Origin of the sequence: Enterococcus sp. DIV0774, from assembly GCF_050539095.1 — a bacterium.
Lineage (GTDB): Bacteria > Bacillota > Bacilli > Lactobacillales > Enterococcaceae > Enterococcus > Enterococcus faecalis.
The window spans coordinates 2,000,157-2,016,050 of the sequence record NZ_CP172923.1; the positions used below are offsets into that span (position 1 = coordinate 2,000,157).

The following is a 15,894-nucleotide window of genomic DNA, read 5'->3' on the forward strand; positions in this document are numbered from 1 at the left end:
GTAAGAGGCTTTGTTTTTTTATTTTTTCATGTGTGTGACTAGTTTGTTATAACTTTCAGAGCGTTCAATTGCATCTTCTTTAGTTTTATCAAGTAAATGTTCGACTACTTCTTGATTCTGTTTAATTGTATGCAACGCAGAGTAACGTGTTTGTTTTTCAAGGAAATCACGCATTTTGTCAAAATCTGTTTTCTTGTAGTCAATGACCATCGGATCTTTGCCTTTCTTAACTAACTCTGGATTATAGCGATAAAGTGGCCAATAGCCAGATTCAACGGCTTCTTTGGCTTGATCTAACGTCCGAACCATTCCACCTTTGACCCCGTGATTAATACATGGGGTATAACCAATGATAATTGATGGGCCTGGGTACCGCTCCGCTTCGTCAATTGCTTTAATCGTTTGCATTGAGTTTGCGCCTAAAGCCACTTGTGCAACATAGACATTCCCATAAGTGATTGCCATCATCCCTAAATCTTTTTTAGAGGTATGTTTCCCACCCGCTGAGAATTTGGCAATGGCTGAAGCTGGTGTAGCTTTAGATGTTTGTCCGCCTGTATTGGCATATACTTCGTTATCCATAACAAAAATATTAACATCTTCCCCACTGGCAAGAACATGATCAATGCCGCTAAACCCGATATCATAGGCCCAACCATCGCCGCCGACAATCCATTGACTCGTTTTCACTAGTAAATCTTTTTGTTCGTAAATTTTTGTTAAAAGTGGATCTTCATCGGCTTCTTCACTTAATGCCGCCGCTAGTTTGGTTGCTCGCTGTTGTGTTCCTTCCCCTTCAGCCATGTGTTCCAACCAATCATTTAACAAGGCTTGAAGTGAATCTGATCCGACGTTTTTAGCAAGACTTTCTTCAACCAGACTAGCTAAATGTTGCCGTTTCGTTCGATTGGCAATATACATACCATAACCATATTCCGCATTATCTTCAAACAGCGAATTACTCCAAGCTGGTCCTTGGCCACATTCGTTCGTTGTATAAGGCGTCACCGGTGACGAACCACCCCAAATTGATGAACAGCCTGTTGCGTTAGCAATCATCATTCGATCACCAAATAGTTGCGTCAACAACTTAATATAAGGTGTTTCGCCACAGCCTTCACAAGCACCTGAAAATTCCATCAATGGCTGATTAAATTGGGAACCTTTAACAGAAAGTTTTTTGACTGGGTTGGCTTTTTGTTTAAGAGTCATCGCAAAGGCCCAATTCATTGCTTGCTCTTTCTGAGTTTCATAAGGTTTCATTAAAATCGCCTTGTCTTTCACAGGGCAAGCCTGAACACAAAGACCACAACCTGTACAGTCTTCTAAAGAAACTTGGATACGATACATCAATCCATCAGTGCCACGCATTTCGCGCATGGCAAAACCTGCAGGTGCTTCTTTCAGTTCTTCTTCATCCGCTAAAAATGGTCGAATAGCCGCATGTGGACAAACAAAGGCACATTCATTACACATCGTACACTTATCCATTTGCCACTCAGGCACTTCTAACGCAATGCCACGTTTTTCATAAGCCGCAGTGCCCATTGGAATGGCACCGCCCTTCATTCCGTTTTCAATCAAATCTGAAACGGTCAGCTGATCCCCTTCTTGACGATTGATCGGTTCTAAAATATTTGTCACAAAAGCTGGAGCTTCCGACTCTTTATTTTCTGGCTCTAAAACAATGGTTGCCCAATCTTCTGGAACTACAATTTCTTGCAGCGATTCAAAGGTAGCATCAATCGCTTGGTAATTTTTTTCAACAATTTCCATTGATTTTTTTCCATAAGTCTTTTTCACTTCTTCTTTAAGTAACGGTAAATATTGCTCTTTCGTTAAAATATCTGTTACTTCAAAAAAGGCAGTAGACATCACTGTATTGATCCGACGACCTAAGCCTACTTTGCGAGCTAACTCAACCGCATTGATAATATAAAATTTGATTTGGTGCTCCCCAATATATTTTTTTAACTTAGCCGGTAATAAACGATGAACCTTTTCTTGATCCCAAATAGTATTCAGTAAAAACGTTCCGCCATCTTTTAAACCTTTTAACAGGTCGTATTTATGCAAATAGGAAGCATTATGACAAGCGATGAAATCTGCTTGTTCAATTAAATACGTGGAAGTAATTGGCTCTTTACCAAAACGCAGATGCGAAACGGTTAAACCGCCTGATTTTTTAGAATCATAACTAAAGTAAGCTTGTGCATAAAGGTCGGTATGATCTCCGATAATTTTAATCGCTTGCTTGTTTGCTCCCACAGTTCCGTCAGAACCAAAGCCCCAAAATTTTGCTTGGAAGGTAGTATCTGGCGTTAAATCTAAAGTAGGTTCTTCTGGCAATGATTGATAGGTTACATCATCAACGATCCCTACCGTAAAGCGTTGTTTTAATTCTTTAAATGGCAATAACAAATGATCATAGATCGCTTTAATTTGATTAGGCGCTACGTCTTTAGAACCTAACCCATAACGTCCACCAATCACAATTGGGCGATTTTCATGTTGATAAAGAGCGCTTTGAACATCTAACAATAACGGTTCTCCTTCGGCTCCTGATTCTTTTGTTCGATCTAAAACCGCAACCTTTTCTACTGTAGCTGGTAATTTTTCAAGAAGGTTTTCGGTAGGAAATGGACGATATAAATGAATATTGATAAAACCAACTTTGCGTCCTTGTTGATTGAGATAGTCGACTGTTTGTTTGATTACTGGCGAAGCCGACCCCATTGAAATAATGACTTCTGTTGCATCTTCAACCCCGTAATAATCGGTTAAATCATACGTTGTTCCACGAAGATTGTTAATTTTTTTCATGTATTTTTGAACAATTTTTGGCATTTCTTCGTAATTTTTATTGACTGTTTCTCTTTGTTGAAAATGAATGTCAGGATTTTGAGCGGTCCCTGAAACAGTGGGATGATTAGGATTCATGCCTCCCATTCTAAAACGAGTTACAGCTTCCTGATTCACCATTTCTTTCAGGTCATCATAATCAATCACTTCGATTTTTTGTAGTTCATGGCTCGTTCTAAAACCATCAAAAAAGTTTACAAAAGGTAAACTACCTTCTAAGCTAGCTAAATGAGCAACTGCCGACAAATCCATCACTTCTTGAACACTCGATTCTGCTAACATACAAAAACCTGTTTGGCGGGTAGCCATCACATCGCCATGATCACCAAAAATACTCAACGCACTTGTCGTTACTGCCCGAGCCGCCACGTGGAACACAGAAGGCAGCAATTCTCCTGCGATTTTATACATGTTGGGAATCATCAACAGTAAACCTTGTGAAGCAGTATAAGTAGTGGTTAACGCACCTGTTTTTAACGAACCATGAACTACTCCCGCTGCCCCAGCTTCTGATTGCATTTCAATAACTTGAACTTTTTGACCATAAATATTTTTTAAACCACTTTCCGCCCATTCATCTACCAACTCAGCCATTGTTGAACTTGGTGTGATAGGATAAATAGCGGCAACTTCTGTAAACGCATATGAAATATAAGCCGCTGCGGTGTTTCCATCCATTGTTTTTTTCATTTTTTCACCTTTTATCTTTCCTAAACATTGCTTGTGACTGTTGTTTTTTGTGTTTTGACATACTGATCAATTGCATTAGCTGCGATTTTCCCAGCGCCCATCGCTAAAATAACGGTGGCAGCACCTGTGACTATATCGCCCCCAGCAAAAACGCCAGGTATTGATGTTGCTCCTGTTTTAGGATCAGCTTGAATGTAACCCCATTGGTTTAGTTCTATTTCTGGATATGTTGATAACAAGACGCGATTTGCCCCTTGGCCAATTGCCTCGATTACTGCATCAGCAGGAATGGTAAACGTGCTGTCTGGAACCGGTTCTGGCCGTCGTCTTCCAGACGCATCTGGTTCACCTAAAACCATTTTGACACATTCAACACCGGCTAGATTTCCTTGTTGGTCATCTAAATAAGCAATTGGATTCGTTAACCAATAATAGTTAATTCCTTCTTCAAGGGAATGGTGGTATTCTTCAATTCTTGCTGGTAATTCTTCTAACGAACGACGATACACAATGTTCACATTTTCAGCGCCTAATCGTTTGGCTGAACGAGCGGCATCCATTGCAACATTCCCGCCGCCAATCACAACAACATTTTTAGCACGTTTAATCGGTGTATCATATTCTGGAAACTCATAGCTATGCATTAAATTGATTCGTGTTAAAAATTCACTAGAAGAATAAACCCCATTTAAACTAGTTCCTGGGATTCCCATAAAGTTTGGTGCCCCTGCACCAACCGATAGATAACAGGCATCAAACTCTGACATTATTTCTTCCATCGTAATCGTTTTACCTACTACCACATTGGTTTCTATTGTTACACCTAAGGCTTCAATACTCGCAATTTCTTGTTTAACAATTTTTTTCGGTAATCGAAATTCAGGTATACCATAGGTTAATACGCCACCAGCTTCATGAAGCGCTTCAAAAATAATTACTTCGTAGCCGAGCTTTGCCAAATCCCCCGCAACTGTTAACCCAGAAGGACCAGAACCGACCACTGCGATTTTCCCTTTTGTTGGTTCCGCTGTTTTCTTAGGAAACTTGTGATTTTCTAATGCCCAATCGGCAACTAAACGTTCTAATTTGCCAATTGCCACTGGTTCAAAGTTTTTGGCTTTCCCTAATTTACAAACTTGTTCACATTGTTTCTCTTGCGGACAAACGCGTCCACAAATAGCAGGTAAATTCGTATATTTACTTAAAATATCGGCTGCTTGTTCCATGTTTCCTTCACGAATAGCTAAAATAAATCCAGGAATATCAATCATCACGGGGCATTTAGCAATACAAGGTGCATTTTTACATTGTAAACAGCGAATCGCTTCTTCTTGCCCTTCTGCTAATGTATAGCCTAAGCAAACCTCTTCAAAATTATTCTTTCTGATAGTAGGTGCTTGTTCCGCAATCGGTGTTTTTATACGACTTTTTCTAGCCATTTTTCTCCACCTGCTCTTTCAAACGATCTGTAAAGCAAACTGCTTCTTCTTCCTGATATTGCTTCATTCGATTAATGAATTCATCCCAATTTACTTCATTGCCTTTAAACTCAGGTCCATCAACACAGGCAAATTTCATGGTGCCATCAACAGTGACCCGACAACCGCCACACATACCTGTTCCGTCAATCATAATAGGATTCAAGGAAACATAAATTGGTAATTGATGTTTTTCAGCTGTCAAGGTACAAAATTTCATCATGATGCTGGGCCCAATCGCCCAACTGCACGCTACAGATTCACGTGCAATAACTTCTTCCATCGCTTCTGTTACTAAGCCCTTTTTACCTAATGAACCATCATCCGTTGTAATGATTAGTTCATCCGAATAACGACGGCATTCTTCTTGTAACAGAACTAACTCAGCTGTGCGTGCCCCCAAAATCGTAATCACTCGGTTGCCTGCTTCTTTTAAAGCCTTGATAATTGGATAAATAGCCGCGATGCCAACCCCGCCACCGACAACCATCACCGTTCCATATTGCTTCACTTCTGTGGGCATACCTAAAGGTCCAGTGATATCTAACAAAGAGTCGGAAGTTTTAAGTTGGGAAAGTGCAGCTGTTGTCTTACCGATTACTTGGAAAATAATTCGAATACTGCCTGCTTGTGGATTTGTCTCCGCAATCGTTAAAGGGATCCGCTCTCCTTTTTCGTCAATTCTTAAAATAACAAACTGTCCAGCCTGGGCATGTGTCGCTATTCTTGGCGCTTCCAGCCAAAAATCAAATGTATTACTAGATAATTGAGTCGACTGAAGAATATTAAACATTGAAATACCTACCTTCATCATTCCTTTTCATTCTGACTCCTACTTTCTTAAACCTTTAGGCAACGCTATCAGATAAAGTTGTGGCAACACTTTTAACAAATGTTTTTAGCATTTCGATGTCTTCTTCTTCTGCATTGTTTTCAATTTCAACTGTTTCAGCTACTTTTTTAGCACCAGCTTTTTCAAAAGCTCCTACAAAATCATGCGCTGATTTACAGAAAAATTCACCATATTCACGATCACCGGAACCAACAACGCCAAATGGCTTACCTGCTAAATCCTTTTCAGTTAATTCATCAAAGAAATCTTCAAATTCAAAAGGCAGTTCCCCATCACCATAAGTATACGTTGCGATAATACAAGCATCTGCATCATCAAAGAAGTCTACATCAACTTCTGAACATTCTTCACGTTCTACTTCAACTCCAGCTTCTTGAAACTGTTCTTCCAAAATCTCGGAAATTTCTTCTGTGTTTCCAGTCATACTTGCATAAACAATTTTTACTAGTGCCATCTTCATTCATTTCCTTTCTTTTTTCCTAAATATTTCAATGCATTCAAATGCAATTGTAACCCCTTACATTAATTCCTAAAAAAATAACTTTTACAAATGATTTTATTCACAAATTAATCTAACTAAGTATGTACTCTTCCCCTTTCGAGATAGAGTATTTTTTACTACGTCTTTACTATACCACATTCCAAACCGTTTTAACAATATTTTTAAGGTAAAAAAAATATTATTTAGGTTCTTTTTTATAAAACATTTTTCCTTCTTCCAATCATAAAAATTGCTTCTAAAACCGCTCCCCCTAATGCACGAGCTTTGTCGGAGATCGTCAAGCAATCGACTTTCTCAACTGGTCGAGGATCTACATCTGCACACTTCAACCCTTGACAGCATATTACCTTTTCTGAAATCAATCCTCTCAAAGTCCCTGTCAAAGGCGAATAAACTGGAACCTGATCGATTAAAAATAATGCTTCCCCTTTCAACACGAGATCCCCGATGTTTTTAAGGTGGATAACTTGTCCTGAAGCAGGGGCATGGACAACTCGTTCCGCACTTTTTCCGCCAATTTCACCTGGAATACCTGTATTAGGTAAAGCTGTTCCTTCAAAGTATAAACGTCCCAACCTATGTCCACGCATTGTCTCAATCACAACATCGACATCTTGCGGTGCTGAAAAGCCTGGTCCTAAAGCAATCGTAATCGGTGCCATTCCTCGATGCGTACCTAAATTTTTCTTAGCCAAAATCGCATCGATAACAATCAGTGGTTTCAATTGTTGAATAGCACTTGCTGTTTGATCGACAAAAACAGGCAGCTTATTTTGCTGCCAACATTTCGCGCAATCCTTTAATGAAGTAATTCGAACAGCAACCAAATCTTCCACTCTTTGTTCTTTCTGGAAAATAGCATCACAAACTGAAACAGTCCGCCGAATGGCCAGAGGACATTCTGTTTCTAATACTAGTATTTTAAAGCCAACGTGCCATAATTTTTGGATAACACCTGTCGCTAGATCGCCCCCTCCGCGAACAATCACTAATTTTTCTTGGATGTTTTGACTGATTTCTCCCATAAAATAAGTCCTTTCTCTAATTCCATATTGCAAGCAATAATTTTGTCTAATTTTTCAAAACAGCTTTTGGGTAACTGAAGACAGACATTCATCGCTTGAACGAACTCTCTTCGCGTATGGGTTTGATTTAAACACAAAATTCGTTTGCCTTGGCTCTCTTTAAACAATCCTTTTGGATGAGCAATGAGTTGAGCTAACAATGTTTCTGTGATTGGTTCTTGTTGTTGCGCATCGGTTAATTCCAAAAAAAGCGGCAACCGATGAATGGTCGTTTCATCTATCTTTTGACCAATCACAGAAATCGGAAGCACACCAATTGTGGTGGTTGTTTCTTTTAATATCACGGGTTCATAAGAGGACCAGCCTTTCAAAGGTCGTTGTTTGGATCCATCCGCTTCTAAAAAAACTTTCGTGAAGTGCTGAAACAATATTTGAAGCGAGGTCATTGCAGGCATCGTTAGTTTTGTTTGGTTGTTGATAGCGGTTCCTGCTAAAGTGATTCCGCAGATATTCGGCGTTATTTTTTCAAAATGGTTTGTATAAAAATAATCATACAATTGACGTTGGGGAAACCCAATTTTTGTAGTTGTACTAACCAGAACAGCTTCCTTTCGATATGTTTTTGCTAGCGCCCACATTAAGCTTGTTTTCCCACCACTACCAACAATCGACACAATCTCCTTTCCTTGTAAATCAAAACACTTTTTTAAGGACTCCACAGTTGGTACCTCCTTTCCCCAAGGTCATTTTTCACAGAAAAAATAGAGGCTACGCGTACTTTTGCTTCTTCTAAAAAACATACACTGTGAGTTATTTCCGCTTCATTAATGAGTAAACCGATCCCACAGCCATCCGTCAATGATGGTGGCAAAGTAAAGACGCGAACAGCCACCTTTCTTGCCAATAGTACTTGTTCCGCCTGAACAGCATAATGTGTATTCGGAAAGGTTAGCAAATACTCCATCTTTTCACCTTCTTTTTTTGTTAAAGCGTAATTACTTTAGCCGCTTGATTCATTGTTTCAACAATTTCGTACATATTAGTAATAGAGCCGATAGCTAAGGTGTCTGTTAAATGATAAAAATCTAAACAGGCCCCACACGTTTGAATCGTGGTTCCCTTCTCCGCTAATTGTTGCAAATCAGCTAAGGTATTCGCTGCTTGATTCGTTAAAAACGCCCCTCGATTAAAGAATAATAGCTGTGTAGGAACAGTTTCTGCTTCTGATAAGGATTGAAGATAACTTTTCATTAATAGTCGTCCTAGCTGCTCGTCTCCAGTACCTAATTGATCGGAGCCAATCGTAATTACTAAATCTGTTGCTGACTGACTTGTTTGTTGAGTCGCTTCTTCAGGTACCGTAATTTTGACAGAGAAAACCGTGGCTTCTATCTGCTTCGCAGTCAAAGTGGCCTGTTTTTTAGCAGCTAATTTTTTTAAATTTTCAATGGCTACTTCGTTATCGACTAAAACCTCGATAGTGCCTCCAGCTAAACCTAGCTCCGCCAAAGCTTTTTTCGTTTCAATCACAGGTATTGGGCAAGGTTTCCCCAATGCATCTACTAATTTCATATTTGGCCCTTCTCTCTATAAAAGTACTACTGCTTGTTGTTCTTTTGGCAGAACCTCACCAATAATTTTGGCAACAGGGTCCTCTTTTTGAATAGCTGCTAAACAGGCTGCCGCTTCGTCAGCAGCAACACTAATTAACAGTCCGCCAGATGTTTGTGGATCAAACAAAAGTTCTTGCATTTCCATAGAAATTTTTGAATAATCGATTGTCGTTCCGATTGTTTGTCGGTTTCTTTGCCCAGCTGCAGTGACTAAACATTCTCCGGCGTAGGCCAACGCTCCTGTAATGGTTGGTAACGCTTCTGTATCAATCAGTAACGTTACCTGATTATCAGCCATTTCTTTTGCATGAATTAATAGACCAAACCCAGTCACATCAGTACAAGCATGTACTGCGTAGGATCGAGCATTCGCAGCGGCATATTTATTTAAACGTTCCATCGAATCTTGTGCGATTTTTTGTTCCGTCTGCTTCGCCAATTGCCCCCGAACAGCCGCTTGAATAATTCCTACACCTAATGCTTTAGTTAAAATCAAGACATCCCCCACCTGTGGCGTATTATTATGCCACAAATTTTCTGGATGAACTTCTCCAGTTACCGCTAAGCCATACTTAGGTTCATGGTCATAAATCGAATGGCCTCCCGCCAGTAAAGCACCCGCTTCCTTTAATTTTAAACTGCCACCCAAGAGCATTTGTTCCAACCATTCTTTTGACATCTTTTGTGGAAAACAAACAAGATTTAGCGCATAAAGGACTGTACCGCCCATGGCATAGACATCACTTAAAGCATTAGCGACCGCAATTTTTCCAAATGATAACGGATCATTGACCATTGGTGAAAAAAAATCAACCGTTGAAATCAAAGCTTTTTCAGGCGTTATTTGGTAAACCGCGGCGTCGTCGGCATGTTCAAATCCGACGAGTAGCCGCTCATTTGCCGGTGTTTCGGGTAAGTGTTGCAACAATTGGTTCAGTACACGGGATTCAATTTTTGCCCCGCAGCCACCTGATGTACATTGTGATAAAAAATCCATGCTGTCCGCTCCTTCTCAAATTAGTAGTTCTTGTAAAGCGTGAATTGTCCAAGTAATTTCTTCAGGCGTTGTCTGCCAACCAAAGCTAAAACGTAAGGTGCCAGTTGCTAAAGTCCCAGCTGTTTCATGGGCTAATGGTGCACAATGCAAACCTGCGCGCGTCATAATGCCATGTTGTTCTGCTAGTTGCTGTGCCACCACTGTTTCTTCCTGATTCCACAGTGTGATAGAAACAACAGGGACAGTTTGTGCCACGTCCTTGGTTCCTAAAATTGTGACAGGTAACCCTGATAAACCATTTAAAAAATTCTGCATTAAGGTTCGTTCGTGCTTTTGAATCGCTGCTAAACCAATTTTATTCAACTCTTTAACAGAACTATTTAAGCTTAGAATACCTAAACTGTTTAACGTACCAGCTTCAAATTTATCTGGTAAAAAAGAGGGTTGATCAAAGGAATTAGAATGGCTACCAGTGCCGCCCGTTATCAGTGGTTTGACCGCTTCAGCCCCTCGCTCACTAAAAGCTAACCCACCAATACCTGCTAATCCATATAAGCTTTTATGTCCAGTAAAGGCTAACACATCAATGGCCATCTGGGTCATTTTTATTGGTAAAAATCCCGCCGTTTGAGCTGCATCCAAAACGGTTAATAATCCTTTCTGTTTGGCCCATTGAAAACATTCTTCAATGGGTAAAATGGTGCCTAAGACATTGGATGCGTGTGTCATCACCAAGGCTTTTGTATTCGTTCGCCAGGCTCGCTGAATATCTTCTACATCTAACAGACCCGTTTTTTGACAAGCAACATACGTCACTGAAATGCCTCGTTCTTTCTCAAGTAAGTGAAGCGGTCTAGCTACTGCATGATGTTCTAACATGGTCGTAATCACATGATCGCCAGGTTGTAAAATCCCCGCTAATGCAAGATTTAAGGAAGTTGTTGCGTTATTCGTAAACGTAATCTGAGCCGCACTGGGTGCCTGAAAAAAGTCTGCTAACAATTGACGTGTCTCTAAAAGAGGAAGCCCCTCTCTCAGCAAAGGGGCATTTCTTCCGTAATTCATGAACTGATTTTCTGCTAAATAGGCAGTCAAAGCCTCAATGGTTGCTGGAAATTTTTTATAGGAAGTCGCTGCATAATTTAAATAAACCAAATCCTTCATACGATTTTCCTCTCTAACTATTGGTTTCTTGAATTAATTTTCTGTACTCTTCTGGCGTATCGATATCTTTCAAACGGCCAGGAGTCGCTATTCTCAGCATCTGAACTGCTTCTGGAAAGCGTTCATAAATCATGCGTCCGCCTTTTTCACCAGTCAATGTTAATAGTTCTTGTCGAAATTGATTACCGAATAATACTGGACTACTAGGACAGCCATCTTTTTGTAATGGCACTACAATTTTATTTCTCTGACATTTATCTAACACGGGTTGTAGCATTTTAGGTGTTAACAATGGTTGATCACTAGGTAAGTATAAATAGCCAGCTCCCCGAGCTTGTTCGGTTCCTAAACGAATACTGCTACTTTGCCCTTCTTGCCATTGATGATTGAGAATCACCTGAATGTTCTTAGGTAAAGGAAACGCTGGCTGATTCTCAGGCGAAACAACTAAAATCCGTTCTAATACGTCTAATTGATTCACTAAGGTTAACGTGTGCTCTAAAAATGTTTTTCCTTGATATTTTAAGAACAATTTATTTTGGCCCATCCGTTGTGAATTGCCCGATGCTAGAATAATGACACTAACGAGTGACATGAGTTGTCTCCTTTTATCTTTTTTTCTTTTGATAAGGGGTATTTTCTAAAGGCAGACTTGGTCGTAGCTGACCATCCAAGGCAAAATATGCGCCTGCTAAAGCTGGTGCGGTAGGGATCGTTGCTAACTCACCTACGCCTTTAATTCCATAGGCTAAACCTTCGTGAAGATTGTCAGCATGAACCAAAATTGTTTCGATTGGTGGTACTTGAGTGGCGTTCACTAATCCTAGCGTTGCATATTTTGCTTTAACATAGCCTTCTTCTAAGGCAAATTTTTCAGTTAAAGCATACCCCATGCCCATCGCAATCCCACCTTCAATTTGACCTTCAGCAGCTCGTGGATTCACCACTTGCCCCATATCATACGCAGCCACAAATTTAGCTACTTTTCCTTTGTCATCTAGAATAGCTACTTCAGCAGCATAACCATAACCAGCATGACTAACTGGACTTTTTTTATCATTAATTAATGGATCCGTTTTCGCTGAATATTCCCCATAAAATTCTTCGCCTTCCAAATCACTTAAAGCACGTCCCATATCAAGCTCATACCGTAATTGCATTGCCGCTCTTCTAGTTGCTTCTCCTGTGAAGAGTGACTGCCTCGAAGCCGTTGTCGTTCCTGAATTCGGCGTTCTTCTCGTATCAGGTGCTTCCGCAACAATCATTTCTGGTGGTAAATTTAATGTTTCACAGGCAATTTGCGTCGTAACGGTTGCCATCCCTTGACCGATACAAGCAGCACTTGTGCGGACATGTATTTTTCCTTCTTCAACAGAAATAATACAACGCCCTGTATCAGGTAGCCCCACACCCACGCCACTATTTTTAAAGAAACTAGAAATTCCAGCAACTTCCGCTTGTTCATAGACGTCTTTAACTGCTAACAAGGCTTCTTTTAACGCCGCATTTTTCGAGACCAATTGTCCATTCGGTAAAGTATCTCCTGGGGCGACGGCATTTTTAAAGCGTATTTCCCATGGTGATAGTCCGACTTTTTCTGCTAACAAGTTTAAATTACTTTCAATTGCAAAAGCCGTTTGGCAAACACCAAATCCACGAAATGCACCTGCTGGCGGATTATTAGTATATACAGCAAACCCTTCCACATCAATCGTTTGATACTTGTAGGGACCTGCCGCATGTGTACAAGCCCGTTGCAATACTGGTCCTCCTAAAGAAGCATAGGCCCCAGTATCCGCATAAATCACTGCTTTCATTGCAGTTAAATTGCCTTCTTCATCACAGCCGGTCGTAAAGTCCATTTCCATGCCATGGCGTTTAGGATGAACCATCAAACTTTCTTCACGGCTTAGCAGTACTTTTACTGGTTTCTTCAATAACCAAGCGGCTAAGGATGCATGATGCTGAACACTCATGTCTTCTTTTCCACCAAAACCACCACCAACAAGTTTTGATTGAACATGAATTTTTTCCTTGTCCAGTCCTAACATCCGAGCCACTTCCCGTTGTTCATCATAGATACTTTGACCCGCACTAAAGAGCAAAATGCCCTCACCTTCAGGCTGTGCAATCGCACACTCGGGTTCCATAAAGGCATGTTCGTTAATTGGTACGGAATAATGTTCTGTCACTATAAACGCAGAATTTGCTAATACTTCCTCTGCATTGCCACGTACCAAGTGTTCATGAGACAAGATATTGCCCTTTTCATGAATAGCTGGTGCACCTTCTGCTAAAGCAGCTTCACAAGAAGTAAGCGGTATCATTTCTTCGTAATCAACTTCCACTAAATTTTTTATCTCTGGTAAGGTTTCTTTTCTTTTTGAAACAACGAGTGCCACTGCATCCCCAACGTACCGTGTTATTTCTCCTTCTGGAATCATTACATCCCAATCGGAAATAAATTCTAAATGACCAATTTTATTATTTCCTGGAACGTCTTTAGCTGTGAACACAGCCACACAGTCAGGATGCGCCAACGCTTGGGTACTATCGATTGATAGAACTTTTGCACGAGGATAGGCACTCCGCAAAGCAGATGCATGAAGCATTCCTTCTATGTCAATGTCATCTACATAAATCCCTGTGCCTAATGTTTTCTCTACTGCATCGACCCGTTGGAAGTCTTCCCCTAATTTACCATTTGAATGTTCTTCCGGAATGCTCGTTTCTTCACAAAACATTTTAGCAGCTAACTGAATGGCTTCTATTATTTTCACATATCCTGTACAACGACAAATGTTTCCTCGTATAGCTTTTTGAATGTCTTCTTTTGTGGGTTCGGGTTTCTTGTTCAATAATCCTTGTGCCGAAATAACCATCCCAGGGATGCAATACCCGCACTGAACTGCACCCGTTTTTGCAAACGCATAGGCATAAACATCTTTTTGCCGTTGGCTTAAACCTTCGATTGTCGTGACTTCTTTACCAGCTAATTTTTCTAGAGTAAACAAACACGCTTTGGAAGCCTTTCCATTTACTAGCACCGTACATGCGCCGCAAGAGCCTTGGTTACAACCATCTTTTGTTCCAGTTAGGCCCAGATCCTCCCGCAAAAAGTCCATTAATTTTTTGTTTGTTTCACAGGTTTCACTTTGACCATTTACAATAATTGAATACATTTCTTGCACCTCGATTTCTGATATAGTTTAGTGTTCAATCACCTAGATTATACCACAAATCTTCGTTCTAAAAATTATTTTTTAGCAAAAAAACTTTTTTATTTAACTCAAAAGTCCTCATTATTGATAGCGCTGTTGAATTAATTCTCCCGCGATGCTAATCGCTAACTCTTCTGGTGTTTCGGCTGCAATGTCTAAGCCAATTGGCATGAAAATTCTTTCAATTTCATTCATTGTATAACCGACCTCTTTTAACCGTCGAACTTGTGAAGCAATTTTGTGTTTGCTCCCCATCACACCAATATATTTGGCTGGTGTTTCCAATAACTGTTTGGCAACGATGAAATCAAAATTGTGTCCTCTGGTAATTACTATACCATAATCGTCCGCCGTTATTTCAATAAACGCAGCTAAATTTTCTAAAGGAATAACCCGTAGTTCCTCAGCTTGTGGAAAAGCTTGTGCCGTTAAAAATTCTGGACGATCGTCCACTACAACGCAATAAAACGATAAATAGTTTAAAATAGGTACCAATGCGCGTGCGACATGACCACTTCCAAAAATATACACTTTCCCTACTTGGAGGATCGCTTCTGTTAAAAAAATTATGTCCTCTTTTTGCTCACAATGGATACCTTTAGGTAGCAAACTTAATTCCCCCTCCCAAGAAGTGGAACCAATCAATTCGCCTGTTTCACTATAAAAGGATACTTTTCCTAAATTGTTTTGATCTAGTTCAGTCATTAACCAACCTTGTTGATTATTTTGAAATTGCGTTTCTATGGACTCACACAACTCTTTTAAAAATGGCGTTTCCCATGAAAGATAATGGAAAAAAATCGTGACATTTCCGCCACAGACCATGCCTAAATCAGCAATATTATTCGGGGCTAAAATAAATTGACGTTGTGCATTTTCTTTCTCAATAAGTAGCTTTTTTGCCACTTGTTCAGCCTGAAATTCAACCGCGCCACCACCAACAGTTCCGGCTATTCTACCTTCGGCGGAAACCAGCATTCTAGCCCCTTGACTTCGTGGTGTAGATCCTGAACTTGTACCAATCGTTAATAACATCGTGTCTTGCTTTTCCAATATTGCCTGTTTCAAACGCTGAAATACTTCTCTCATTTCAGTTCCTCCGATACTACATCCTGTTCTTTAAATATTTCTTCAAAGCATGCCTCTACCTGTTGATACACTTTTTTCTCAAATAAAAGATATTGATCAATCAACTCTTTTCCTTGATCCGTAACAATTGACCCGCCACCATTACAACCACCAACACTTTTGATAATTAATGGAAAAGATAGCTCTTCTTCAGCTACCCGCACAATCCGCCATGCCTTATTATAAGACATTTTCATCTCTTTTGCCGCTAAGTTTAGTGACCCAGTTTGCTGAATTTTTTGTAAAACTTCGACAACGCCAGGACCAAAAAAGTTCCGATCTGTTTTTAATTTTAAGTTTAAGGAATACGTAAACATCTTCTCCTCCTTTATTCGTTCATTTTTTTATAGATAACGTAAGG

General features: G+C 40.0%; 14 protein-coding genes. All 14 read right to left on the minus strand.

What is annotated here, in order from left to right; translation table 11 throughout:
* Positions 1-18: 18 nt before the first annotated feature.
* Entirely contained in the window at positions 19-3,552 is a 3,534-nt protein-coding gene (gene nifJ, locus IGL86_RS09585) for a pyruvate:ferredoxin (flavodoxin) oxidoreductase (protein ID WP_016622329.1), read from the minus strand.
* A 20-nt stretch (positions 3,553-3,572) separates the two neighbouring features.
* Positions 3,573-4,991 carry an NADPH-dependent glutamate synthase gene (gene gltA / locus IGL86_RS09590; protein ID WP_010776028.1) on the minus strand — a complete coding sequence of 473 codons (1,419 nt, stop codon included), beginning with the start codon at positions 4,989-4,991 and terminating at the stop codon, positions 3,573-3,575.
* The gene (locus IGL86_RS09595) at positions 4,984-5,841 is read right to left on the minus strand and encodes a sulfide/dihydroorotate dehydrogenase-like FAD/NAD-binding protein (protein WP_002365019.1); all 858 of its coding nucleotides are present in this window, start codon (positions 5,839-5,841) and stop codon (positions 4,984-4,986) included. Before IGL86_RS09595 ends, gltA begins: the two co-directional genes overlap by 8 nt.
* A gap of 37 nt (positions 5,842-5,878) precedes the next feature.
* Positions 5,879-6,343 (minus strand): flavodoxin, encoded by a 465-nt coding sequence (locus IGL86_RS09600; RefSeq protein WP_002382673.1) that lies wholly within the window; start codon positions 6,341-6,343, stop codon positions 5,879-5,881.
* 236 nt (positions 6,344-6,579) lie between these two features.
* On the minus strand, positions 6,580-7,410 hold the full coding sequence (gene yqeB / locus IGL86_RS09605) for a selenium-dependent molybdenum cofactor biosynthesis protein YqeB (protein WP_010707250.1): 831 nt from the start codon (positions 7,408-7,410) through the stop codon (positions 6,580-6,582).
* Positions 7,374-8,129 (minus strand): selenium cofactor biosynthesis protein YqeC, encoded by a 756-nt coding sequence (yqeC, locus tag IGL86_RS09610; protein WP_002367120.1) that lies wholly within the window; start codon positions 8,127-8,129, stop codon positions 7,374-7,376. The genes yqeB and yqeC overlap by 37 nt, the downstream gene beginning before the upstream one ends.
* Complete coding sequence (locus IGL86_RS09615; protein ID WP_002387137.1) at positions 8,117-8,374, minus strand: DUF3343 domain-containing protein; 258 nt, start codon at positions 8,372-8,374, stop codon at positions 8,117-8,119. Before IGL86_RS09615 ends, yqeC begins: the two co-directional genes overlap by 13 nt.
* Before the next feature lie 20 nt (positions 8,375-8,394).
* The gene (gene yedF / locus IGL86_RS09620; protein WP_002382672.1) at positions 8,395-8,982 is read right to left on the minus strand and encodes a sulfurtransferase-like selenium metabolism protein YedF; all 588 of its coding nucleotides are present in this window, start codon (positions 8,980-8,982) and stop codon (positions 8,395-8,397) included.
* 15 nt (positions 8,983-8,997) lie between these two features.
* Complete coding sequence (selD, locus tag IGL86_RS09625) at positions 8,998-10,020, minus strand: selenide, water dikinase SelD (RefSeq protein WP_002356601.1); 1,023 nt, start codon at positions 10,018-10,020, stop codon at positions 8,998-9,000.
* A 15-nt stretch (positions 10,021-10,035) separates the two neighbouring features.
* Positions 10,036-11,184 (minus strand): selenocysteine lyase SclA, encoded by a 1,149-nt coding sequence (sclA, locus tag IGL86_RS09630; RefSeq protein ID WP_010776030.1) that lies wholly within the window; start codon positions 11,182-11,184, stop codon positions 10,036-10,038.
* 13 nt (positions 11,185-11,197) lie between these two features.
* Positions 11,198-11,779, minus strand: a complete 582-nt coding sequence (gene mocA / locus IGL86_RS09635) for a molybdenum cofactor cytidylyltransferase (RefSeq protein ID WP_010707246.1) — start codon at positions 11,777-11,779, stop codon at positions 11,198-11,200.
* Between the two features lie 13 nt (positions 11,780-11,792).
* Entirely contained in the window at positions 11,793-14,366 is a 2,574-nt protein-coding gene (gene xdh / locus IGL86_RS09640; RefSeq protein WP_010707245.1) for a selenium-dependent xanthine dehydrogenase, read from the minus strand.
* Positions 14,367-14,486: 120 nt separating this feature from the next.
* Positions 14,487-15,494, minus strand: a complete 1,008-nt coding sequence (locus tag IGL86_RS09645; protein ID WP_033625414.1) for an XdhC family protein — start codon at positions 15,492-15,494, stop codon at positions 14,487-14,489.
* Positions 15,491-15,850: a winged helix-turn-helix domain-containing protein gene (locus IGL86_RS09650; RefSeq protein ID WP_002356595.1), complete on the minus strand. Its 360-nt coding sequence runs from the start codon at positions 15,848-15,850 to the stop codon at positions 15,491-15,493. The genes IGL86_RS09645 and IGL86_RS09650 overlap by 4 nt, the downstream gene beginning before the upstream one ends.
* Between the last annotated feature and the right edge of the window lie 44 nt (positions 15,851-15,894).